22 protein-coding genes are annotated in these 23,335 nt (G+C 68.8%); 15 read left to right on the forward strand and 7 right to left on the reverse strand.

Features of this window, described 5'->3' with window-relative positions; genetic code table 11:
- Together EV380_RS14265 and EV380_RS14270 are read left to right on the forward strand one after the other, a co-directional pair.
- A complete protein-coding gene (locus EV380_RS14265) occupies positions 1-1,893 on the forward strand; it encodes a pectinesterase family protein (protein WP_130451687.1) in 1,893 nt (630 codons plus the stop codon).
- Between the two features lie 590 nt (positions 1,894-2,483).
- Positions 2,484-2,906, forward strand: a complete 423-nt coding sequence (locus EV380_RS14270) for an acyl-CoA thioesterase (RefSeq protein WP_102159225.1) — start codon at positions 2,484-2,486, stop codon at positions 2,904-2,906.
- Positions 2,907-2,943: 37 nt separating this feature from the next.
- Here the strand turns inward: EV380_RS14270 and EV380_RS14275 are convergent, their stop codons facing one another.
- Both EV380_RS14275 and EV380_RS14280 read right to left on the reverse strand, forming a co-directional pair.
- Positions 2,944-4,554 (reverse strand): BCCT family transporter, encoded by a 1,611-nt coding sequence (locus tag EV380_RS14275; RefSeq protein ID WP_130451688.1) that lies wholly within the window; start codon positions 4,552-4,554, stop codon positions 2,944-2,946.
- Positions 4,555-4,600: 46 nt separating this feature from the next.
- On the reverse strand, positions 4,601-5,545 hold the full coding sequence (locus EV380_RS14280; protein ID WP_130451689.1) for a flavin reductase: 945 nt from the start codon (positions 5,543-5,545) through the stop codon (positions 4,601-4,603).
- A gap of 142 nt (positions 5,546-5,687) precedes the next feature.
- On the opposite strand from EV380_RS14280, the gene EV380_RS14285 reads away from it, so the two are divergent.
- The 7 genes from EV380_RS14285 (at position 5,688) to EV380_RS14315 (ending at position 11,162) form a co-directional block, all read left to right on the forward strand.
- Positions 5,688-6,374 carry a GntR family transcriptional regulator gene (locus tag EV380_RS14285; protein WP_130451690.1) on the forward strand — a complete coding sequence of 229 codons (687 nt, stop codon included), beginning with the start codon at positions 5,688-5,690 and terminating at the stop codon, positions 6,372-6,374.
- Positions 6,375-6,477: 103 nt separating this feature from the next.
- Positions 6,478-7,092, forward strand: a complete 615-nt coding sequence (locus EV380_RS14290) for an amino acid synthesis family protein (protein ID WP_102159228.1) — start codon at positions 6,478-6,480, stop codon at positions 7,090-7,092.
- Positions 7,089-7,640: an amino acid synthesis family protein gene (locus EV380_RS14295; protein WP_102159229.1), complete on the forward strand. Its 552-nt coding sequence runs from the start codon at positions 7,089-7,091 to the stop codon at positions 7,638-7,640. Before EV380_RS14290 ends, EV380_RS14295 begins: the two co-directional genes overlap by 4 nt.
- Positions 7,641-7,645: 5 nt before the next feature.
- Positions 7,646-8,392, forward strand: a complete 747-nt coding sequence (locus tag EV380_RS14300) for an alpha/beta fold hydrolase (RefSeq protein WP_130451691.1) — start codon at positions 7,646-7,648, stop codon at positions 8,390-8,392.
- A 5-nt stretch (positions 8,393-8,397) separates the two neighbouring features.
- Complete coding sequence (locus tag EV380_RS14305; RefSeq protein WP_130452254.1) at positions 8,398-9,879, forward strand: aldehyde dehydrogenase; 1,482 nt, start codon at positions 8,398-8,400, stop codon at positions 9,877-9,879.
- A 3-nt stretch (positions 9,880-9,882) separates the two neighbouring features.
- Complete coding sequence (locus tag EV380_RS14310) at positions 9,883-10,104, forward strand: tautomerase family protein (protein ID WP_102159232.1); 222 nt, start codon at positions 9,883-9,885, stop codon at positions 10,102-10,104.
- A gap of 5 nt (positions 10,105-10,109) precedes the next feature.
- The gene (locus tag EV380_RS14315) at positions 10,110-11,162 is read left to right on the forward strand and encodes an LLM class flavin-dependent oxidoreductase (RefSeq protein WP_130451692.1); all 1,053 of its coding nucleotides are present in this window, start codon (positions 10,110-10,112) and stop codon (positions 11,160-11,162) included.
- A gap of 97 nt (positions 11,163-11,259) precedes the next feature.
- Here EV380_RS14315 and EV380_RS14320 read toward each other — a convergent pair whose 3' ends face one another.
- The 3 genes from EV380_RS14320 to EV380_RS16970 all read right to left on the reverse strand — a co-directional run bounded on the left by EV380_RS14320 (position 11,260) and on the right by EV380_RS16970 (position 14,937).
- Positions 11,260-12,867: an MDR family MFS transporter gene (locus EV380_RS14320; RefSeq protein ID WP_130451693.1), complete on the reverse strand. Its 1,608-nt coding sequence runs from the start codon at positions 12,865-12,867 to the stop codon at positions 11,260-11,262.
- 1 nt (position 12,868) lies between these two features.
- Entirely contained in the window at positions 12,869-13,531 is a 663-nt protein-coding gene (locus tag EV380_RS14325; RefSeq protein ID WP_130451694.1) for a TetR/AcrR family transcriptional regulator, read from the reverse strand.
- Between the two features lie 98 nt (positions 13,532-13,629).
- Positions 13,630-14,937 carry a LuxR C-terminal-related transcriptional regulator gene (locus EV380_RS16970; RefSeq protein WP_278030562.1) on the reverse strand — a complete coding sequence of 436 codons (1,308 nt, stop codon included), beginning with the start codon at positions 14,935-14,937 and terminating at the stop codon, positions 13,630-13,632.
- Positions 14,938-15,074: 137 nt separating this feature from the next.
- Between EV380_RS16970 and hxlB the strand changes: the two genes are divergently transcribed.
- From hxlB to EV380_RS14345, 3 genes are all read left to right on the forward strand, one after another.
- Complete coding sequence (gene hxlB, locus EV380_RS14335; RefSeq protein WP_242607643.1) at positions 15,075-15,644, forward strand: 6-phospho-3-hexuloisomerase; 570 nt, start codon at positions 15,075-15,077, stop codon at positions 15,642-15,644.
- 43 nt (positions 15,645-15,687) lie between these two features.
- A complete protein-coding gene (gene hxlA / locus EV380_RS14340) occupies positions 15,688-16,314 on the forward strand; it encodes a 3-hexulose-6-phosphate synthase (protein ID WP_102159240.1) in 627 nt (208 codons plus the stop codon).
- 148 nt (positions 16,315-16,462) lie between these two features.
- Positions 16,463-17,146: a helix-turn-helix domain-containing protein gene (locus EV380_RS14345; protein ID WP_130451696.1), complete on the forward strand. Its 684-nt coding sequence runs from the start codon at positions 16,463-16,465 to the stop codon at positions 17,144-17,146.
- On the opposite strand, the gene EV380_RS14350 is transcribed toward EV380_RS14345, so the two are convergent.
- Entirely contained in the window at positions 17,122-17,520 is a 399-nt protein-coding gene (locus EV380_RS14350; protein ID WP_102159242.1) for a VOC family protein, read from the reverse strand. The genes EV380_RS14345 and EV380_RS14350 overlap by 25 nt on opposite strands.
- 103 nt (positions 17,521-17,623) lie before the next feature.
- The gene (locus EV380_RS14355; RefSeq protein ID WP_130451697.1) at positions 17,624-18,553 is read right to left on the reverse strand and encodes a hypothetical protein; all 930 of its coding nucleotides are present in this window, start codon (positions 18,551-18,553) and stop codon (positions 17,624-17,626) included.
- A gap of 50 nt (positions 18,554-18,603) precedes the next feature.
- Here EV380_RS14355 and EV380_RS14360 point away from each other — a divergent pair, with 50 nt between their 5' ends.
- From EV380_RS14360 to ftsH, 3 genes are all read left to right on the forward strand, one after another.
- Positions 18,604-19,302 (forward strand): ABC transporter ATP-binding protein, encoded by a 699-nt coding sequence (locus EV380_RS14360; RefSeq protein ID WP_130451698.1) that lies wholly within the window; start codon positions 18,604-18,606, stop codon positions 19,300-19,302.
- Positions 19,299-20,924, forward strand: coding sequence for a DUF6297 family protein (locus EV380_RS14365; protein WP_130451699.1), 1,626 nt, complete (start codon positions 19,299-19,301; stop codon positions 20,922-20,924). The genes EV380_RS14360 and EV380_RS14365 overlap by 4 nt, the downstream gene beginning before the upstream one ends.
- Positions 20,925-21,122: 198 nt before the next feature.
- Positions 21,123-23,258, forward strand: a complete 2,136-nt coding sequence (gene ftsH, locus EV380_RS14370; protein ID WP_130451700.1) for an ATP-dependent zinc metalloprotease FtsH — start codon at positions 21,123-21,125, stop codon at positions 23,256-23,258.
- The last annotated feature ends 77 nt before the right edge of the window (positions 23,259-23,335 follow it).

Consider the following 23,335-nt stretch of genomic DNA (forward strand, 5'->3'; position numbering starts at 1 on the left):
ATGGAGATCTCAACCTTGTCCCGCCGCGCCGTGCTGCGCACCCTCGGCCTGGCGGCCGGGTCCGCGGCGCTCGTGTCCGCCAGCGGTGCCGCCGCCCTGGCCACCGGTACGACGCCGCCGTCCTCCGTCACTTCGGCCGCTGCGGCGGGTGCCGAGCGGGGGCCGGTGGTGTTCGTCGTCGGCGACTCGACGGCCAGCGCCTACGAGCACGACGTGCGCCCCCGCACCGGCTGGGGTCAGAGCCTGGCGCTGCTGACCGGCAAGAAGGCGTCGGTGTTCGACTACGCGTGGTCCGGCGCCTCGTCCAAGAGCTTCGCGGACGCGGGCAAGCTGGACACGGTCCTAGACCTGATGCGGTCGGGCGACTACCTGCTGATCTCCTTCGGGCACAACGATTCGAAGACGTCCGATCCGGACCGCGGCACCGACCCGGACACGACGTACAAGGAGTATCTGAGCCGCTACATCGACGGGGCTCGCGCGAAGGGCGGGCACCCCGTGCTCGTCACGTCGGTCGAGCGCCGCCGGTTCGACGCCGCGGGCAACGCCCGTGCGACGCACGGAGAGTACCCGCGGGCCGTGCGCGAGCTCGCTGCGGCGACCGGGACACCACTCGTGGACTTGGCCGAGTCCTCACGCGCGCTCTGGCAGCGGCTCGGACCGGACGGGACCCTGTCCCACTTCCTCCACCTCGCACCCGGCGAGCACCCGCAGTTCCCGGACGGGAGCGAGGACAACACGCACTTCCACGCCGTCGGCGCGCTCGCGGTGGCCCGGCTCGTAGCGGCCGAGCTCGTGAAGAAGGGGATCGTGCCGGGCAGCTGGTTCACGCGCCTCGACGCCCAGATCGATCCGCTCGCCGAGACCTACTGGCCGCCGGAGCGGCCCGTGGACGAGGTGCGGACTATCGACGTCGGCCCGGGCGGCGACTTCGCGTCCGTGCAGGCCGCCGTCGACTCCGTCGCCTCGCGCAGCAGTCAGCGCACCGTCATCCGGATCGCGCCGGGGACGTACCGCGAGATCGTGCGGGTGGGCTCCGACAAAGAGCGCATCACGTTCCTCGGCCTCGGGGAGAAGCCGCAGGACACGGTGCTGGTCTACGACAACGCCTCCGGAACCCCGCATCCGGACGGCGGCACGTACGGGACCACGGGCAGCACGTCCATCCGGGTCGACGCCGCGTACTTCCACGCGGAGAACCTGACGTTCGCGAACGACTTCGACGAGGCCGCGCACCCGGAGATCACCAGCCGGCAGGCGGTCGCGCTGCGGCTCGCGGGCGACTACTCGGTGCTGCGCAACGTGCGCTGCCTGGGCAATCAGGACACGCTCTACGTCAACTCACCGTCCACGGGCGTGCAGGCGCGCTTTCTGTTCGAGTCCTGCCACGTGGTGGGCGACGTCGATTTCATTTTCGGCCGCGGCACCGCAGTGTTCGACGCGTGCCGGATCGTCTCCCTCGACCGCGGCGAGTCCAACAACGGGTACGTCACCGCGAACAGCGTGGACCAGTCCATCAAGCACGGCTACCTCTTCGACGGGTGCGAATTCGCCTCGCCGGCCGCGCGCCGGACCGTGCATCTGGGTCGGCCGTGGCACCCGGGCGGCGACCCGGACGCGATCGCCCAGGTCCTGGTCCGCGATTCGTTCCTCGGCGACCACATCAAGGCGTCGCCGTGGACGGACATGAGCGGTTTCTCGTGGAAAACGGCCCGGTTCGCCGAGCACCACAACCGTGGGCCGGGCTCGTTCGTCACAGCCGACCGCCCGCAGATGTCGGTAGCAAAGGCCGCCGAGTACACGCCTGCGGCCTACCTCGCGGGCAGCGACGGCTGGGCGCCGCAGCTCGCGCGCACCTCGGCCGACAGCGTCGCCCTGCTCAACTACGCGTAGGTTGAGCAGGGCCTGAAGTCCGACGAGAGGTGAGGGGTACGACGCCGGCACGCGCCGGCGTCGTGCCCTTGACTGATGTGCCGGACCAGCCTCGATTTGGCGTCCCGGGGGGGCGAGCGGGATCCAAAATTAGCTAAAAAATATCGGGTCTAGGCTGCGAACAAGGCACCAAAAGTTGACCTTGTATGGGTATGAGAGCCTTCGCGAAGATCTTGACCTTTGTTCGTGCCGCGTCTGACACGTGCTGCAGAGTGGGGCGCGCCGTCGTCAAAAGGATGCGCGCCTTTCTGACGCATCCGGTCGTTCGAATCGCGGTGTTCGCTTGCCGCATCGCTCGGACGCTGCATCACGCGGCCAGCGTCTGGGACTTGATTTTTGGAACTGGCTGATGGTGGCCGGCGGGTTTCGACCGCGCCCGAAATGTCACGCGCCGGCGTCGTGCCTCTCCCCTGCGCCCTACGCTCGGGTGACGTGCAGAACGGGGCCCCGTTAGACGGACCACTTTGTCAGGACAAAGAAGGCGTTTGCGGAATATGCTGGGAAGAGGCGCCGGCGGCACGGGCCGCGCCCAACCGGAGGAGAAGCTGAGCATGGCCGAGAAAGGCGACATCTCGTTCCACACCCGCAAGTGGGTGCGTCCCGAGGATCTGAACGCGAATGGCACCCTCTTCGGTGGGTCGCTGCTGCGCTGGATCGACGAGGAGGCCGCGATCTACGCGATCATCCAACTCGGCAATGGGCACGCCGTCACGAAGTACATGTCGGAGATCAACTTCGTCAGTTCCGCCAAGCAGGGTGACCTGATCGAGATGGGGCTGACCGCCACGCACTTCGGCCGGACGTCGCTGACGATGCGGGCTGAAGTGCGCAACATGTTCACGCGGCAGTCGATCCTGACGATCGAGAAGCTCGTGTTCGTGAACCTCGGCGAGGACGGGCAGCCGGCCCCGCACGGCTATACCGAGATCACCTACACGCGCGACCGCGTCCCGCGCCAGCACTTGACCGACTGATACGGGACCCGCAGCCGGCGGGAACTCGGACGCGCCGCTACGGCGTCGTATCCGACGAGCCGGGGTTCTCGTTCGTCACTATTTCGCGCAACCGGGCACGCCGAAGGAGCTTGAACTCCGGATCCCGTCGAAGTTCGATGACGAGGGAGATGCCGAGCAGGCCGACGATGATCGTGAACGGCAGGGCCGAAAGCATCGCCGCCTGCTGCAGGGCGTTCAGCCCGCCGACGATCAGGAGCAGCACCGCGCAGAGTCCGGTGAGGACGCCCCAGAGGGTCAGCACCGGCTTGCCCGGGGTGAGCGACCCCTTGGACGAGAGCGTGCTCAACACGAACGTGTTCGAGTCGGCGCCGGAGATGAAGAAGAGCACGACGAGCAGCACGGTCACGATCGACATGAAGTGCGTCAGCGGCAGCTGATCCAGGAGCGAGAAGAACGCGGCGTTGATGTTCTCGCCGGTCGCCTCGCCGATGCCGGCCCCGTCCATGTCGAACTTGATGGCCGACCCGCCGAAGATCGTGAACCACGCGAAGAACACCAGGGTCGGGACCCCGAGAGTGCCCGCGATGAACTGGCGCAGCGTGCGTCCGCGGGAGATCTTCGCGAGGAAGATGCCCACGAAGGCGCCCCAGCTCAGCCACCAGGCCATCATGAAGTACGTCCACCACTGCATCCACGCCATGTCCTCGGCCGTCGTCGGAGTCGTGAGGCTCATGGCGAAGAAGTCGGTGGCGAATTGGCCCGTGGCCCGGAAGAAGATGTTCGTGATGAAGTTCGTGGGACCGGCGAACAGCACGAACAGTGCCATCACGGCCGAGGCCGCCATCGTGATCTGGCTGATGTACTTGATGCCCCGGCTCACGCCCGTCAGCGCGGACACCGTGAACAGCACGGTGATGACCGCGATGATGATGATCTGCATGTTCAACCCGCTCGGCAGGTTGAAAACGCGGGCGAGTCCCTCGTTGATCTGCGAGGCGCCGAGGCCGAGCGACGTCGTCGTGCCGAACAGCGTGGCGATGACCGCGAACACGTCGATCGCCTTGCCGAAGGCTCCGTCGACGAGCTTGCCCAAGACCGGGCGCAGCATCGGAGACACGAGGCCGGCACGGCCCTTGCGGTGCGTCGAATAGCCGATGGCCAGCCCGAAGACGCCGAACACCGCCCACGCGTGGGGTCCCCAGTCGAAGTAGCTGAACTGCAGCGCGCGGACTGCGGCCTCCTGCGTCCCGGGCTCGGCCAGACCGTGCGGCGGCGTCACGAAGTGGGAGATCGGCTCGGCCACACCGTAGCTGACCAGCCCGATTCCCATGACGGCGGCGAGGATCATCGCGAGCCAGGACCACGTGCTGTATTCGGGACGGCTGTCGTCCGGGCCGAGCCGCACCTCTCCGTAGCGGCTGAAGAAGAGGTAGACCAAAAGTCCGATGCACAGCAGTGGAACCACGAGGTAGCTCCATCCGATCGTCTCGGCGACCCAGTTCATGGAGGAGCCCATGACCGTCCCGAGGCTCTCCGGAGAGATCGACGCCCAGACGATGAAGACGGCGATGAGCGCGACCGACGCGTACAGGACCGCGCCGACGGTGGACCTGCCGGTGCCCGGAGACTGCCGAGCGGGAGTCGGCGGGGAGAGTTGTTGGACCACGGTGTCCTCCGATGTTGGGTGAGGTCTCTTGAGGGGAACGAGGGGGCTAGAGCTGCTTGAGATCGTCGCTGTCGAAGAACCGTCCGGCCTTGTAGACGATGGGGCTGGCCTCGGTGACTTCGGCGTGGCGGACGCGGCAGATGAAGACGGTGTGCGTTTTGGCCTGGAAGCGCTCGCGGATCTCCGCTTCGATGCAGGCGGGGGACCCGTCGATGAGGGGGCTGCCGTTCGGGCCGGCGTGCCAGTCGAGGTCGGCGAACTTGTCGGCGGCCTTCGAAGCGAACGTCGCGACGGTCTCGCGCTGCTCGGTGCCGAGAATGTTGATGCCGAGGTGGGTGCCCGCGAAGAGGGCCGGGTAGGTCGACGAGGTCTTCTGGACGCACACCATGACGAGTGGCGGCTCGAGCGAGATCGAGGAGTAGGCGTTGACAGCCAGGCCCTTCGGCGCGTCGCCGTCGCGGGTCGTCACCACAGTGACGCCCGTGACGAACTGCCGGTTGAAGGTCTTCATGCTCTCGGGGTCCGGCTCGCCCGAGAGATCGTCGACGACGACGTCCCCGGCGTGCGGGGCGGCATCGCTGAGGTGCCTCACGCCCAGGGCGTGCAGCAGCTCGGAGCTGTCCCAGGTCACCTCTTCGCGCTGGATCAGGCCGTCGACGAGGCGCAGGTGATTGCATCCGCGGGTTTCAACGCGGCGCCCGGTCGCCGGGACGCCGAGGAACGGCTCCGTGTGCGTGCCGACGCTCGTCCAGAAGATGACGGCCTGGCCCTCGCCTTCGACGACGGAGTCGATGCGGGTGGACAGGTCGGGGAAGGCAGAGCGAACCGCGGTGATCTCATCCTGGATCTGGGCCAGCGATTCGGTGTTCCCGTGCGAGCGGCTCACTCGTGCGTAGTCGTCGGTGACGATGGTCTCGAGGGCCGCGACGTCGCCGTCGTTCCAGGCGTCGATCCACGCGGAGGTCAGGGAGGAAGTCAATGTCTGTTGCATGGTAGAGAACGTAACCGCCATCACAGCTTGCCGTCAAGGCCCGCGACCCGTTCTCCGCTGATTTCTGCCTAATCCCCGGGAAGTCAGGTTGTTTGCGGAGATCTCTTGACGCCGCATGCGCGGCTGTCGTAGGTTCTGTTGTATGCAACAGGATCACGAAAGAACGGTACTCGCCGGCTCGGAGACGCTTTTGGACCGCGTGCGGGATCTGGTCCTCGGCGGGGCGTACCCGCCGGGTGCCCCGCTGTCCGAGGTTCTGCTCTCGGACGAGTTCGGTGTGAGTCGCACTCCGATCCGGGAGGCGCTCAAGCAGCTCCAACACGAGGGCCTCGTCGAGATCCGGCCCAAGGTGGGAACGTTCGTGCGCGAGCCCACCCGTCGCGAGATCGTCGAGCTCTTCCAGCTCAAGGAGGGGCTCGAGGGTCTTGCCGCAGGCTTGCTGGCGCGGCGGGGATCCGTCCCGGAGCTGGACGTGCTGGCCCGCAACATCGAGGAGTCGGAGACGGCCGCAGCCGAACAGGACGCCGAGAAGTACGCGGCGCTCGTGCACGAGTTTCACTGGACCATCATCCGCGGAGCCGACAACAGCAAGCTCGCCGAACACTACGACCGGCTCATGAACCAGTTGGCCTATCACCGGATGGTCGTCCGCACCGCTGCGCACCCCGGCCGTATCCGGACCTCCACAGCCGAGCACCGCGCGGTTCTGGACATGATCATCGCCAAGGACCACTTCGGCGCCGAGGCGGCCATGCGAAACCACGTCTACGCCTCCTCGCGAGAGCTCCTGACGGACTCCGCGACGGCCCACGAATCGGCGATCCGCTAGCCCCACTCACTCGTGGTCGGACACACCGGCCCGGAAGGATAGACATGCGCCACATCCCCACCGGCGGCACCGGGCGCCGCCCGCACCAGCGCGGAGCCCGCGCGTGACGGCCGCCGCGATCCTGCCCGACGTCCGAAAGGTCGTCTACCTCGAGGAGGAGGTCCTGCTCGAGGCTGGGGCGGCACCGGCGGTCCCGGCCCGTCGGGCCTCGGTCGCCGTCGTCGTCAAGAACCCGTGGCACGGGACCGGTCCGGAGGCGGACCTTTCCGCCGAGGCGGAGCGCCTGGCCCCGCATTTGGCCCGTATCGTCTCCGACCGCCTACTCGCCGGGCTCGGCGGGGTCGAGGAGATCGAGGCGTTCGGCAAGGCCGCGATCGTCGGAACGGCGGGGGAGATCGAGCACGGCAGCGCGCTCATCCACACGCCCTACTTCGGCAACCTGGTCCGCGAGTTCCTCGAGGGCACCTCGATCCTGTGCTTCGCCGACGAGCGCGCCGACGCCGGACAGAGCCTCACCGTGCCCCTGTGGCACAAGACGGCGGCCGCCACCCGAAGCCACTACCAGACCATGACCACTCGGGTCAGCGACGGCCCCGCGCCAGACGAGATCGTCGTCGTGGCCGCCGCCTCCACCGGCCCGCGCCCGCATCCGCGGATCGGCGACCGGTCCACCGACCCAGCCGTGACCGCGGCGATACTCCAAGGAGCACAAGCATGAACCCGCGCAAGATCGTCACCCTGATCGAAGAGACCCACGCCGAGGGCGGACGCCCGGTGGAGACTCCGGCCCGCGTCGCCGTGGTTGCCGCCGTGATCGAGAACCCGTGGGCCGGCCAAGGATTCGTCGAGGACCTGAGCGCCGGCATCGACGCCGTCGCCTCCGAGGTCGGAGCCCTGCTCGCCCCGCGTGTCATCGCGGCCCTGGGCGAGCCGGTCGAGGCCTACGGCAAGGCAGCCATCGTCGGACTCGACGGCGAAATCGAGCACGGCAGCGCGATCATCCACACCCTCAAGTTCGGCGACCACTACCGCAAGGCCGCCGAAGCGACCACGCTGCTGCCCGCAGTTGAGAAGCGCGGGCCGGCCGGCGTCGTGTTCGACATTCCGCTCAAGCACAAGACGGACGCCACGATCCGCTCGCACCACCAGAGCATCGAGGTCCGACTGGCCGATGCCCCGCACCCCGGCGAGATCGTCATCGCGCTCGCCGCCGCAGCCCAGGGCCGCCCGCAGCAGCGACTCGCGCCGCTGAGCACGGAGCAGTAGGCGCGATGGCCCGCGAGAATTCGACGCCGCTCGTCCTGCTGCACGGGGTCGGGCTGGACCGCAGCATGTGGGGCGCCTTCCGCGAGGAATACGCCCGCCTGTCCGCGCGGGAGATCATCGCGCTGGACCTGCCCGGGCACGGGTCGCAGCCGCCGTGGCGCGGGGAGGCGGACCTCGCCGTCTTCGCGGACGACGTCGCCGCCCGGCTCCCGCGGGTCTGTCACCTCGTCGGATTCTCGCTGGGCGCGCTGATCGCGCAGACCCTCGCCGTGCACCGCCCGGACCGGGTCGCGAGCCTGACCAGCGTGAGCTCGGTCTGCCGGCGGAACGAGTCCGAGCGAGCCTCCGTGGCGGCGCGGCGGGAACAGGCGATCGCGGACTTCCCCGCCGCGGCGGCCGCGTCGATCGACCGCTGGTACCCGGCCGGCACCGGCGTTGACGACGCCGTCGTCGACGCGACCCGCAGGGTGCTGCTGGCCAACGACGTCGAATCGTTCCTGGCCGCCTACGGCGTCTTCGCGACCGGCGACGCCGAGATCGGCCCCGACCTCGGGCGGATCGGGCAGCCGGCGCTCAACGTGACCGGCGAGCTCGACCCCGGTTCGACCCCGGAGATGACCCGCCGGCTGACGGCGGCCATCCCGGGCGCGCGCGCCGTCGTCGTCCCCGGCGCCCGCCACATGCTGCCGGTGCAGTGCCCGCGCGCACTCGCCGAGACCATCCATCGCTTCATCGACGAATCGAGCACGTGAGAACCATGACCCAGCGCTACGACCACTTCATCAACGGCCGCGCCGCCGCCCCGGCGGACGGCGAATACTTCACGAGCACCAACCCGGCGACCCTGGAGGTCCTCTACGAGGCCGCGCGCGGCACCGCCGAGGACGTGAACCGCGCCGTCGCCGCTGCCGACGCGGCGTTCCGGAATCCGCTCTGGCGCGACCTCTCGCCGACGAAGCGCGGCCACCTGCTGCGGCGTCTGGCCGATCTCGTCGTCGAGAACGCCGAGGAGCTGGCGCTGCAGGAGACCGAGGACAACGGCAAGCTGCTGCGCGAGATGCGCGGCCAGCTCGCCGGCCTGCCCGAGTACCTCTACTACTACGCGGGGCTCGCCGACAAGGTCCAGGGCAGCCAGGTGCCCACGAGCTCGATCGAAGTCCTGAACTACACGCAGCGCGAGCCGCTCGGCGTCGTCGGCGCCATCACCCCGTGGAACTCGCCCCTGACCCTGACCACGTCCAAGCTGGCCCCGGCGCTCGCCGCCGGCAACACGCTGGTCATCAAGCCGTCCGAGTACACCTCGCGCACCATCCTTCGCTTCGCCGAGCTGACGGTGCAGGCGGGGTTCCCCGACGGCGTCGTCAACGTCGTGACCGGGATGGGCGCCGAAGCCGGCGCGGCGCTCGTCGAGCACCCTGGGATCGCCAAGATCTCCTTCACCGGTTCGACGGCGACGGGTGCCCGCATCGCGTCCTCCACGGCGGCCCGGTTCATCGGATGCACGCTCGAGCTCGGCGGCAAGAGCCCCAACATCGTCTTCGGCGATGCCGACGTGGACAACGCGGCGATGGGCGTCGTGGCTGGAATCTTCGCGGCGGCCGGGCAGACCTGCATCGCCGGTAGTCGCGTGTTCGCGCACCGCTCCGTGTACGACGAGCTGCTGGAGAAGGTCGCGGCGCGCGCGCAGAGCATCGTCATCGGCGATCCCCGGGACGCGGCCACCGAACTCGGGCCGCTCGCCTTCGAGGCGCAGCTGGAGAAGGTGTCCTCCTACGTGGACCTCGGGGTCGCGGAGGGTGCGCAGGTCGCGACCGGAGGCGGGCGGCCCGAGACGGGCCTCGGCGGCTACTTCTTCGAGCCGACGGTGCTCACGGGGGTCGACAACAGCATGCGCGTTGTCCGCGAGGAGATTTTCGGCCCGGTCGCCGCGATCATGCCCTTCGACACCGAGGACGAGGTGCTGGCCCTGGCCAACGACACCGAATACGGCCTCGCCGCCGGGGTCTGGACGCAGAATCTGGCCCGTGCGCACCGCATGTCGCGCCGACTCGACGCCGGCACCGTCTGGGTCAACACCTACCGGGCGATGTCGCCGATGTCCCCGCGCCAGGGCTTCAAGTCCAGCGGTGTCGGTATCGAGCACGGACTGGAGTCCATGAACGAGTACACGCGCCTGAAGAGCATCTGGATCAACACCGACGAGGGTCCCGTCGCGGACCCGTTCACCCTGCGGAGCTGACCCGTGCCGCTCATCGACGTGTCCATCGCCGAGGGGCGCAGCCCCGAACAGCTGCGGAACCTGGTCTCCGCCCTGCATGCGGCGGCCGAAGAAACGGTTGGCGCGCTGCCGGAGAACACCACCGTCATCATCCGCGAGGTGCCGACGACCCACTGGTCCAAGGCCGACAAGACGATCGCCGAGCGCCAGGCGGCGCCGGCCCACAGCACTGAACCGAAGGAGTAGGAACCATGAGATTTTCCCTGTTCGTCCACATGGAGCGGTGGGACGAGGACGTCAGCCACGAGCAGTCGTTCGCGAACCTGACCGAACTCGTGCAGATGGCCGAGGCCGGCGGGTTCAGCACGGTCTGGATCGGCGAGCACCACGCCATGGAGTACACGATCTCGCCGAGCCCGATGCCCCAGCTCGCCTACCTCGCCGCCAAGACGTCGACGATCCGCCTCGGCGCCGGCACCATCATCGCCCCGTTCTGGAACCCGCTCCGCGTCGCCGGCGAGACCGCTCTGCTGGACGTCATCAGCGGCGGCCGGGCGGAGGTGGGCCTCGCCCGCGGTGCGCACCAGTTCGAGTTCGACCGCATGGCCCCCGGGCTGCCCGCGGCCGAGGGCGGTAAGCACCTGCGCGAGCTCGTGCCCGCCGTCCGCGAACTCTGGCAGGGCGACTACGCGCACGACGGCGAGATCTGGCAGTTCCCAACGTCGACCTCAGTGCCCAAGCCCGTGCAGCAGCCGACCCCGCCGATGTGGATCGCCGCGCGCGACCCCGCTTCCCACGACTTCGCCGTAGCCAACGGCTGCAACGTCATGGTCACGCCCCTGATGAAGGGCGATGAGGAAGTCGAGAGCCTCGTCGGGAAGTTCGAGACCGCGGTCGCCGACCACCCGGAGGTGCCCCGCCCCGACCTCATGATGCTGCGGCACACCCACGTGCACGACGCCGATCAGCCCGAGGGATGGCGCCGCCCCGCAGAGGCTATCCAGCGCTACTACCGCACGTTCCACGCGTGGTTCATGAACAAGACGACGCCGGTCAACGGGTTCCTTGACCCGACGCCGGCCGAGGCCTTCGCCGACAAGCCCGAGTTCGCCCCCGAGGCGCTGCGCAAGTCCGCGGTCATCGGGACCCCCGAGGAGGTCGTCGACCGGCTGCGCGGCTACGAGGAGCTTGGCATCGACGAGTTCAGCCTCTGGTCGGACAACAGCCTGACCCACGAGGAGAAGAAGCGCTCCCTCGAGCTTTTCATCGAGCACGTGGTCCCGAAGTTCAACACGACCTCGTAGTCGTGTCCCGACGGTGGGCGCCCACGCGCGGCCATACGGCTGACGAGTGGGCGCTTTCCGTGTCTTCTGGACCGGTCGACGACTGCGGTGAGCGGGCTCAGCGTACGGCGTCGGCCTCCAGCTTCTCCGCATCCGCGCCGCCGACCGCCTCGCCGCGGGCCACCATGCCGGCCACGTCCGAGAGCGGGATCTGCTTGAGCAGCAGCGCCAGGACGAACGCGATCGCTAGGAACGGGATCAGGTACCAGAAGACAGGGGCCAGCGAATCGGCGTAGGCGGTGACGATCCCGTCGCGGACGGCCTCCGGCAGCTGGTTCATGGTCTGCGGGTCCAGCGTGCTGGCCGCGCTGCCGGCCTCGGCCGCGGTGGCGCCCGAACCGGCGAAGACCGCTGTCAGCTCGGTCGTCAGGCTGTTGGTGAACATGGCGCCGAAGATCGCGACGCCCAGGGACGCGCCGACCTCACGGAAGTAGTTGTTGGTGCTCGTGGCGGTGCCGACCATCTCCGCCGGGACGGCGTTCTGCACTACGAGGACCACCACCTGCATGATCAGGCCCAGGCCCGCGCCGAGGAGGAACAGGTAGGAGCAGATCTGCCACAGGGGGGTGTCGGCGGACAGCGTGGTCATCAGGAGCATCGAGGCGATCGTGACCACCGTGCCGACGATCGGGTACGCCTTGTACCGGCCCGTCTTCGAGACGAGGATGCCCGAGGCGATGGACGTGCCCATCATGCCCACCATCATCGGCAGCATCAGCAGGCCCGACTCCGCGGCCGACGTCCCGGAGGACATCTGCAGGAACGTCGGCATGAAAGCGAGCGCGGAGAACATCCCCAAGCCGAGCGTGAAACCGATCGCCGTCGCGTTGAGGAAGATCGGGTTCCGGAACAGTCCCAGGGGGATGATCGGGTCCTCGGCGCGGGCCTCGGTGACGAAGAAAGCGGTGGCGGCGACGACGAGGCCGGCACCCCACATCCAGGTTTCGGGGGCGGCCCAACCGTGCTCGGCGTTGCCGCCGAACTCGGAGAAGAAGATCAGGCAGGTCGTGGCGATGGAGAGGAAGACGACGCCGGCGACGTCGATCCGGCGCGTGGCCTTCTTGCTCGGCAGGGTGAGCGCGAACCAGGCGATCGCGAACGCGGCGATGCCGATCGGGATGTTGATGTAGAACGCCCACTCCCACGTGAGGTGGTCGACGAAGAAGCCGCCGAGCAGCGGTCCGGCGACGGCCGAGAGGCCGAAGATGCCGCCGATCGGGCCCATGTACTTGCCGCGCTCGCTCGCAGGGACGATGTCGGCGATGATCGCCTGCGACAGGATCATCAGGCCGCCGCCGCCGAGGCCCTGCAGGGCGCGGAAGAAGACGAACATCCAGAAGCTGTCCGCGAGGGCGCAGCCGATCGACGCGAGCGTGAAGAGGGCGATCGCGATGAGGAAGAGGTTGCGGCGGCCCAGGACGTCGCCGAACTTGCCGTAGACGGGCATGACGATCGTGGTCGCCAGGAGGTAGGCGGTGGTGATCCAGGCCTGGTGCTCGACGCCGCCGAGCTGGCCGACGATGGTCGGCATAGCGGTGGAGACGATGGTCTGGTCGAGGCTGGCCAGCATCATGCCGGCGATGAGGGCGGAGAAGATGATCCAGATGCGGCGCTGGGTCAGCAGCAGCGGCTGGCCATCGCTGCCGGGGCGTGGCGTGCGGGCCATGTCAGTCCTTGGTGGTCGTGGTGGAAGCGGAGAAGAGGCGCTCGGCGTGGGCGAAGTTGGCCTCGAGGATGCGCGTGAAGCGGGTGCGCGCGGCCTCCTCGGGGTCCGCCGACTCATCCTGTTCGATCGCGTGCTCTTCGTCGACGAACTCGTGCATCGCGGTCATGGCGAGGTGCCCGACGAAGCCTGCGGCGGCGAGGGCGAACGGGTCCGTCTCCTCGAGTCCCTCGCGTCGCGCGATGAGCGCGGCGAGGGAGCGCCGGCGCTGTTCGTTGATCTGCATCATGCGTTTCATCAGCGCGGTTTCGGAGTGCAGCAGTTCCATGAAGACCGCGACGTCGCGGCCGAGCGTCTCCGTCGACGTCAGCAGGCGGAGGAACAGATTCTTGAGGGCTGCCGGCAGCGGCTCGTCCGAGTCGATGAAGCTCTGGTCGACCTCGAGGGGGACGTCGTCGAGGTGGACGCCGAGGACGGCGTCCTCCTTGGCCTGGAAGTAGTTGAAGAACGTTCTGCGGGAAACGCCGGCTGCCTCCGCCAGTTCCTCCACGGTGAATCCGGCGAGCCCTCGCTCGGCGGTCAGCCTCCGGGCGTGATCGATGAGGGCCGTGGCGGTGGCTTCCCTCCGCCGCTCGCGGGCACCACCGCTAGTTGCACTATTGTTCATGTAGTGCAGTTTTGCACTATCTAGTCTCGAGTGCAATATCGAGTGGTGGGGATCACGCGGACCACGCCCGTTCGATCCGGGGCGTGACGGCGGGCCTCCTAGACCAGCCCGCCCGCAGCCGCGACGGCCGCCGCAGCCGAGCGCGAACCGACGCCGAGCTTGCGGTAGATCTGCGTCAGGTGGAACTTGACCGTGTTCTCGCTGATGAACAGCTCCTGAGCGATCTGCCTGTTCTTTTTTCCGTGCACCACCAGGCGCAGGACTTCGCGCTCCCGCGGAGCGAGGTTCCACTCGTCGACCGCTTCGGACCGCGAGGCGTCGATCGGCAACCTGACATCGAGTTCGGTGCCCCAGCCGGGCACCTGCTTCACGCCGACCTCGCCGCCGAGAGCCGCCACATTCGCCTGCGCCTGATGCAGGCCCGGGGTCGTGGAATCGAACGCGCCGGGTCCGTCGTCGCGGATATTGATCAGCAGGTTCTTCCCGTCGCAGGCCCACTGCACACGCACCCGGGAGATATCCTCCTGCTCGTTCATGGCCAGCACCGCGCTCCGGACAATGGAGCGGGCCGCATGCGCGACCTCGCCGGGCAGGGCTCTGCCCTTCGCCGGCGGCTCGATGAACTGGACGTCCAGACGCCCGTACTGGGTCAGTGGGCGCAGGTCCGTGCGCAGGCGAGAGAAAGCGCTGACCACAGGCTCCTCGGAGAGGGCCATCATGACGTCGTTGGCCGTGCGTGTGCGCACTAGGGCGGACGAGGCCAGTTCGGTGGCTGACACGCGCGTCCGCCGGTCGTCCAGATCGCGGCTGCGCAGGACGGCCAGGAGAGACTCGAGATCGGTCGCGTGACGCTCCGTCAGCTCCGTCGTGACGCGGACGCGTTCGGTCGACACGGCGTTCGCGTCCACCAGCTCGGCCGGGGACGCGCCGTCCACCTGTCGCCGGATGCTCGTGGCCGTGATCTCCCAGAGGCCCTGAATCAGGGCCTCGGCCGGACGCGCGGATGCGGCCCCCGTCCCGCAGAGGGCCAGCACCGCGCCGGTAGCCGCTTCCCACGCGCGGACGTCGCGTTCGCGACCGGCGAGCACGGCACTGCGGATCTCTTCGCCATCGCGCAGACGACGACGGATCGCGTCCATCTCGAGGACGGTCACCTTTTCGGTGATTTCGGGATCCCCGGCCTTCTTCTGCGGGCGTCCCGTGCAGTCCTGCGTGAGGACGACCAGTGCTTGGTGGGGGAGGCTGGCAGAGACCGCGTCGCTCAACGCGGCGGCGATCGTCGACAGGGGCGCCTCGACGATCCGCGCTATCGCGGAGACCAGGCGGAGCTGCACCGAATCGCCACCACCATCGCGTTCGCCGGAGGCCCCGTTGTCGGGCCCCGTCGGGGGCCGAAGTGAAGTCATAGTCCAACAGTATGGTCGGCGCCGGCGGTGCTGCCCACCCGTTCGGGTAGCGGATCGAGCACAACGGGTGGGTACCGGCGGATCGCGGTTGCGGTGGGATGGATGAACCATCGAACACCGAACCGGAAGGAGCCCCCGTGCCAGTCCTCGCAACACCGGAACAGGACGGACTCGAACTCGTCGCCTCCGAGGTCACCGCTGCCGTGCGCTCGGTCGATCCGGCAGCGATCGCCGCCGCTGCCGACCAGATCGAGGGGGCCAACCGGGTCTTCGTGTTCGGCCAGGGACGGTCCGGGATCGCCCTCCGCGGGCTGGCCATGCGCCTCATGCACCTCGGGCACTCGGCGCACGTCGTCGGCGACGCCACCGCCCCGGCGATCGGCACCGGCGACGTCCTCGTCCTCGCCTCGGGGTCGGGAACCACCGGTTCGGTGGTCCGCGCTGCGACAGCGGCGGCGGAGGCGGGCGCCGTTGTCGTGGCGATGACGGCAACCGCCGATTCGCCGGTGGGGCGGGCTGCGGCCCGGACGATCACCGTCGCGGCAGCGGTGAAAACGGATCACGGCGGTACCGCCTCGGCGCAATACGCCGGCAGCCTCTTCGAGCAGGCCGTGATGCTTGTCGGCGACGCGGTCTTCCACGCGCTGTGGCAGCGCAGCGGCGCCGCAGCCGAGGAGCTGTGGACCCGCCACGCAAACCTCGAATGAACCACCACAACACGTCACTACATCTCCGACAGTTAGGAACCCCATGACGAAGCTCCAGGTCGCCATCGACCTTCTGACCACCGACGACGCCCTCGCCCTCGCGGCGAAGGTCGCCCCGCACGTCGACATCATCGAGCTCGGCACCCCGCTCATCAAGAGCGAGGGGCTGGGCGTCATCCGCGCCATCAAGGACGCCCACCCGGACAAGATCGTCTTCGCCGATCTCAAGACGGCCGACGCCGGGGCGCTCGAGGCGCAGATCGCCTTCGAGGCCGGCGCGGACCTGGTCACCGTCCTCGGCACGGCCGACGACTCAACGATCGTGGGTGCGGTTCAGGCGGCACAGGCGGCCGGCAAGGGTGTCGTCGTCGACCTGATCGGCGTGGCCGACAAGACCGCCCGGGCCCGCGCGGTCACGAACCTCGGCGTCGAATTCGTCGAGTTCCACGCCGGTCTCGACGAGCAGGCCCAGCCCGGATTCAGCCTCGCCACCCTGCTCGAGGCCGGCAGCGCGTCGAAGGTCCGGTTCTCCGTGGCCGGCGGCGTCAACATCCACTCGATCGAGGCCGTCAAGGCGGCGGGCGCCGACGTCGCCGTCGCCGGCGGGGCCATCTACGGTGCTGAGGACCCGGCCCTGGCCGCTGCGGCGCTCAAGAGCGAACTGAACTGACCGCGCGCAGGGAGGGGTCGGGCACCGATGACGACGTCGGGGCCCGGCCCTTCGCCGTCGCGGCCGGATCACGTGGACAGGGCCGAGGCCTCCAGAATTCGACGCACAGGGACAGACTTGCGGGGACCGCTGCTGCAATACTGGGCGCGTGTACTCAGAGATTCGACTGCCGCCAGGGGAGGCGTTGTGGCGCTCCAACGGCAGTGCCGGCGGGGTGGTCATACCCGCCGACGGATGCGTCGACCTGATCCTTCGGGACGGCCAAGAGGCCGTGGCTGGGCCCTCGACGCGGTGGCTTGCATCGGGTCCCGACGGGGCCAACGGGTCGTTCGGTCTCAGGTTTCCGCCGGGGCGAGCGCGCCATCTGCTCGGCGTGGACCTCCATCGGGTCGCTGACCAGATCGTTCTACTTGAGGATCTCGTCAACCGTGGCCGCGCGATGCAGTTGCGCGAGGCGATGATTCCACTTGAGGCCGGGCCGGGGCCCACCAGTGCTCTGTCCTTGATTGCGGCAGAGGTCGCAGGATCGAGCCGCTGGTCCGAGGCCGTGCGCCGCGCAGCCTTCGAAGAGGCCCCGGCGAAGGACGTTTCGGCGACGATGAGCGGTTCCGACCGTTCCTTCCGCCGCCGGATGCTCGCAACTTTCGGTTACGGGTACGCCACCCTCGTGCGACTCGAACGAGCGCGACGGGCGCAGTGGTTGCTGCGGTCCGGATCGACGATCGCAGCGGCCGCTGCGGAAACTGGTTTCGCCGACCAGCCCCATCTTTCTCGGGAGTTCCGGCGACTGGTCGGCCGGAGCCCAGCTCAGTTTGCGGCGAGCTCGGCGTAGAGGTCGACCGAGTTCCCATCCGGGTCGAGCAGAGTGGCGTACCGCTGCCCCCAGTGCGCGTCCCAGGGTTCGACGTGCCCGGTGTAGCCGGCGTTGATGAGCGTGGCGAAGGCCGCATCGACTGCAGCCGGCGTTCCTTTGTCGAAGGCCAGCGCGATGCGGTGTCCTCCGGTCGCGGGGGCGAAAGCCGGGTCGAATCCGCGGATAGTCTCCACTGTGTCCCAGGCGATTTTCACGCCCTCGTCGAGCTCCGCGTCCACGTGGGGTGCGTCGTCCTGATCCGTCTCGATGGATACGCCCAGAGCGCGGTAGAAGGCGAGGGAAGCCGCCATGTCGTTCGTTACGATGCCGATGAAGCCGAGTTTTAGTGTCATGTTCCCACCGTATGACCATCCGCTGATCCGGTCGTGAACAGAATGGCCAGCCGGGGGCGGTTGGCTTGACGGCGTCGGTGCCCGGCCTTTCACTGTCCGCCGACTACCGCTCCGAACGTCTCAGTCGGCGGTACAGAACGGATCCAGCGATCCCGATCGCCAGGGCGGTCGCGACCACCGGCGTCTGCATCGCGAGGCCCGAAGACAGAGTGCTCAGCCCGGCCTCCACCTGGTCTGGACGCCCCACGATGGCCCGCGATCCCACGACGAACTGCACGGCCCATGCAACCGGCCCTGTGATCCACAAGATCGTCAGCGAGGCCAGCCAGACGGCGCCGTTCCGCAGGGTTCGCAGTCCCAGGGCGGCCAGGGCCGCGCCGACCACGGCGGCCGGCAGCCACTGCAGGACAGGGAGTTCGGGAGCCAGCATCCCCGGGGTTCCCAGGTTGAACCAGATGGAGAGCCACCACGTCGTGGGTGTCGCTGTCAGCGCCGCGCCGAACGCCGCTCGGTTCGGGGAGCGGCTGGACAGAGACGCCAGGATCGCAAACGACATCGCGACAGCGAGCAGCACCCCAGCCAGCATCCCGTAGAAGTAGTAGGTCGCGTAGGGGTGGCCCCCCGGTCCGGGCGCGAGGCCCGCCCGCAGTTCGAGGAAGCTCTGCACGACGGCGGTCAGGTGCGCGGCCACCAGGCCAACCGCGACGCTCCCGAGCCCGGCGCGACGGCGGGCGGGCCGCCACCAGCGGAGGGCGAGTGCCGCCGTCGTGCCGCTGGTGGCCATGATGCCGACGAGATCTCGCAGCATGTATTGGCTGATCGGAAGCAGTGAGAACGGCATGTCGTCGGGCAGAGTCCCTGTCGCCCACAGGTTCTGCAGGGGCAGTGTTCCTCCTGTCAGCAGCCACGGGGTGAGTGACAGCAGGCCGGCCGCGAGGCCGATGACGATGCCGATCGCGCCCGTCCAGGACTGGTGCCGCGTGTGTGCTGCCGGGGTGGCTCGGTCGGACTCGGCGGGCTGGTGCTCGGTCATGTGGTCCTCCATCAGGGGAAGCCTGGAGGACTTCCGTTACTCTAGGCATTATGGACCACGGAACCGGAAAGGGTGTCGCAGCCGTGGACACCGTGCTGCTGCGGACCGACGCTCTGACGGCCGGGTATGGGACGGGCGAGGTCTGCGGTCCCGTCGATCTGACCCTGCAGCCGGGCCAGACGCTCGGCGTCATCGGCGCGAACGCCGCTGGCAAATCCACCTTGCTCCGCACGCTAAGCGGCGGGCAGCTGCCACTCGCCGGCACGGTCACGCTCGACGGCCGATCCGTGGATGCTGCTTCGATCGGCTACCGTCGGGCAGTGGCCATGGTGTTCGACGAGGACGCCTATTTTCCGACGTTGACCGTGGGTGAGCACCTGGAGCTCGTCGCGTCCGGGCACGGAGCCCGCGACCCTCGCGCCGCAGTCGCCCGGGAACTCGACTTCTTCGGCCTCGAGAACGCCGGGGACTCACTCCCGGGGCACCTCTCGTCGGGGCAGCGCCGCAGATTCCTCCTCGCTGCGGCCTTCATCCGGCCCAGCCGTCTCCTGTTTCTCGACGAGCCCGAACAGCGATTGGATCAGGTTATGCGCGATCGGCTGGCCCGCCGGTTGAGCGACCGGGCGGCCTCTGGCACCGCGATCGTGTTCGCCACGCACGACGTGGCCCTGCTCGCCGCGGTTGCGCAGCGCGTCCTCCGCATCGGGCCGGGGGCGTTGCGGCCGGCCCCCGCGGGCACCGAGGAATGAGGCCGACGGCGGTCGGCGCCACCTTCGACCCGTGGGCGTTCACCCGGGCCATCGAACGCCGCGCGCAGACTGAGAATCGGTGGGACCGGCTCGGCGACCTCTATCTCTACGCGCTTGCGCTGCTCCTGCTGCTGGCTTTCGTGGCCGGCGCCGTCGTCTCCCTCCGCGAGGAGCTCCGCACGGGCGGGCACGCTCTCGTCGATGTCGGGCTGGTGTCGCAGCAGACGGCGTTCTGCGCTCTCGCGCTGTGGGGGACCCTCCATGTCGCACGGCTGATGATCACGCTGGGCCCCTTGGGCGCCACGCGTGCGCAGGCGGCGTGGTGGTTCCCGCTTCCCGTGTCCCGCAGACCCGTCCTTCGGCGGATCGCCACCCGCCGCTTCCTGTCCTTCTTCGCCGCCGGCGCAGTGGCCTGGCTTCCGTTCGGGCTGGCCGCCGGCGAAGCCTCCTCCGTCGGCTACGAGGGGCCGCCCGGCAGCGCGCTGCTCGCGGGGTCTGCGGCGGCGGGTCTGCTGGTCATGACGACGGCGGTGGGAGCGGCTCTGGTACAGGCGTTCGGTATCCAGCGGATCGCACGGAGGGCGCTGACGGCCGCGGCAGTGCTCGCCATGGTTGGGCTCGCCGCAGAAGCGCTGGTCGGTGCCGTCAGTGGGGAGCCGCCAGCATCCGTGGCGTGGGCAGTACTGCCGTCCTCACTGCCGCTCCAGTTGGGCTTCGGGGAGCCTGCGGGGTCCTCGGCGCCCGCTGGAATCTGCGCGCTCCTGTTGGCGAGCGGACTCGGATGGATCGTCGTCGACCGGCGGCTGGAGCACTTCGAGGTTGCCGAACTCGTCCGCGCCGGGGCGGTGAGTGCCCACGCCGCGGCGGCTCTCGAGACCATGGAGTACCGCCAGGCGGCCGTCGCCTTACACCAGGGGCCGTCCTCCGCCACTCGGCGCGGTGCCCGCCTCCTCGCAGCGGCGTGGGGCCGGGGCGCCGCCGCGGCGCTCGTCGCGGCAGATGCCGTCGTGCTGCTGCGTTCGCGCGCGATCCTGCGATCGGCGGTGGTCTCTCTGGCACTCCCGGGGCTGATGATGGTCGTGGACGGCGGCAACAGCGTCGTCCCGTTGGCCCTCGCAGGTGCCGTTTCTGTCGGAGTGATGGTGCATGCCGCGGCGACGCCGGTGCGGGTGTCGACCGGCACTCGCGGGCTTCCGGAGCTCCTGCCGCTCGGTGCCGGTGCTGTGGGGCGCGTCCGAACCATCGTCCCGGCGATCCTCTTGATCGCGTGGGGTGCGCTCTTTGGCACCTTCTTCGGCGCGGCGGTCCTCGGCACCGGCGGCTCGCTCGCGATGAGCGCCGTCATCGGGGCGGCCACGGGGTGGGGACTTTCCGGCGCGGCCGTGAAGTCCGCAGGTCCCCAGGCTCAGCCGATCGACGAGCTTTTCGCGCCGGGAGCCGAGCTTCAGGCGTCGTCCGCAGCGCTCGGGAGAATCGGGCGCGGATACGGCCTCGCCGTCATCGCGCTGATGCCGCTTGGACTCTATCTTTCGGCCGGTCAGCTGTGGGCACTCCCCGTGGCGGTCGCCGTTGGCGGGTTCTGCTGGTGGGCGGGTGCGTCGACCGGAACTCTGGACCGTTGACGGCACCGACTACGCCCTCAGGGAACTTTCGTGCTTTGTTATGCGTCGAATACTGGTGAGTGCGAAGCTATGATGCGGTGCATCATCGCCCGAGCGCTCGCTCATCGCGCAACGGTGCGCCGTTTCGATCGCGCCGACGGCCCAGAATGTGGCCGCCGCGTGAAATCCGATCAGGAGGGACGGGGACGGACCCCGAACATGAACGTCAAGAAGATCTTTAACAGCTGGGTCATCTGGGTGCTCATCGGCGCGGCCGCGCTGATCATCTTCCTGCCCACGCTGACTGGGGGGAACGCCGGCCGGGTCGACACGAGTGTCGGTCTCGAGCTGCTCGAAGACAACAAGGCCAGCGAGGCCAAGATCTTCGACGGCGACCAGCGCGTCGACCTCACGCTGAAGGACAATTTCCGGTACGAGGGTTCCGACCTGGGCAAGGAGGTCTCGTTCTACTACTCCGAGGCCCGCGCCGATGACGTCGTCGCGGCGATGAACGCCGCCGACCTCGAGGGGTTCACCGACCAGCCGGTGCAGAGCAACTGGTTCGTCTCGATGCTGGGCTTCCTGATCCCGTTCCTGCTGATCGCCCTGTTGTTCTGGTTCCTGATGTCCCGCGCCTCCGGCGGGGGCGGCAAGGTCATGCAGTTCGGCAAGTCCAAGGCCAAGCTCATCACCAAGGACATGCCGCAGGTGACCTTCGTCGACGTCGCCGGTGCCGAAGAGGCCGTCGAGGAACTGCACGAGATCAAGGAATTCCTGCAGGAGCCGGCGAAGTTCCAGGCCGTCGGCGCCAAGATCCCCAAGGGCGTGCTCCTGTACGGGCCCCCCGGCACGGGCAAGACCCTGCTGGCCAAGGCCGTCGCCGGTGAGGCCGGTGTGCCGTTCTACTCGATCTCCGGCTCCGACTTCGTCGAGATGTTTGTCGGTGTCGGCGCCTCCCGCGTTCGCGACCTTTTCGAGCAGGCCAAGAACAACTCGCCCGCCATCATCTTCGTCGACGAGATCGACGCCGTCGGCCGCCACCGCGGCGCCGGCGTCGGCGGCGGCAACGACGAGCGTGAGCAGACCCTGAACCAGCTGCTCGTCGAGATGGACGGTTTCGACGTCAACACGAACGTCATCCTCATCGCGGCGACCAACCGCCCGGACGTGCTGGACCCCGCGCTGCTGCGCCCCGGACGTTTCGACCGCCAGGTCCCGGTTGAGGCCCCCGACCTCGCCGGCCGCGAGAAGATCCTGCAGGTGCACGCCAAGGGCAAGCCGATGGTCGACGACATCGACCTGCACGCCGTCGCCAAGAAGACCCCGGGCTACACGGGTGCCGACCTGGCCAACGTGCTCAACGAGGCTGCGCTCCTGACGGCCCGCTCCAACGCGCAGCTTGTCGACGATCGCGCCCTCGACGAGGCGATCGACCGCGTCATGGCCGGCCCGCAGAAGCGCACCCGGCTCATGAAGGAGCACGAGCGCAAGGTCACGGCGTACCACGAGGGCGGCCACGCGCTCGTTGCCGCCGCGATGAACAACTCGGCCCCGGTCACGAAGATCACGATCCTTCCCCGCGGCCGCGCCCTGGGCTACACGATGGTGGTCCCCGAGGACGACAAGTACTCGGTCACGCGCAACGAGCTGCTCGATCAGCTCGCCTACGCGATGGGCGGACGCGTCGCTGAGGAAATCGTGTTCCACGACCCCTCGACCGGCGCATCGAACGACATCGAGAAGGCCACCGGCATCGCCCGCAAGATGGTCACCCAGTACGGCATGAGCCGCCGCATCGGGACGGTGAAGCTCGGCTCCGGCGGCGGCGAGCCGTTCCTCGGGCGCGACGGCGGTCAGGGTCGCGACTACTCGGAGGACATGGCGACGATCGTCGACGAGGAGGTGCGCGAGCTGCTCGACGCCGCCCACGAGGAGGCCTACCGGGTCCTCACGGCCAACCGCAAGGTCCTCGACCGGCTGGCCGTCGAGCTGCTCGAGCGCGAGACCCTGAACCAGAAGGAGATCGCCGACATCTTCCACGATCTGGTCAAGATGGACCGCCGCGCCATCTGGCTCTTCCACGACGACCGCCCGGTCTCGGAGGACGGCCCCGTGCAGTCGCTCAAGGAGCGGCGCGAGGCCGCGGCGGCCGCAGCAGGGGAGCAAGCAGGGGAACAGGAGGGCGACGACGACGAGCAGTACTCGGGCGGCGGCGTCACCGACATCCCCGGCGTCAGCGACCCCGTCGACAATCAGCCGGGCGGCCGTCCCGGCGGGCTGCCCAGCGGGTCCGAGCCCGCGGGCCGCGACTCCTCGGGCGACCACGGCACCGGGCAGGACGACGACGGCCGGTAGTGGCCGCCGTCGTGCTCTCATGACGGCCGGGTGACCCCGGCGTATCCCCACTGGACGGCGTTCGTTAGGATCATTGG

The sequence above is a fragment of the Zhihengliuella halotolerans genome, assembly GCF_004217565.1.
Classification (GTDB): Bacteria; Actinomycetota; Actinomycetes; order Actinomycetales; family Micrococcaceae; genus Zhihengliuella; species Zhihengliuella halotolerans.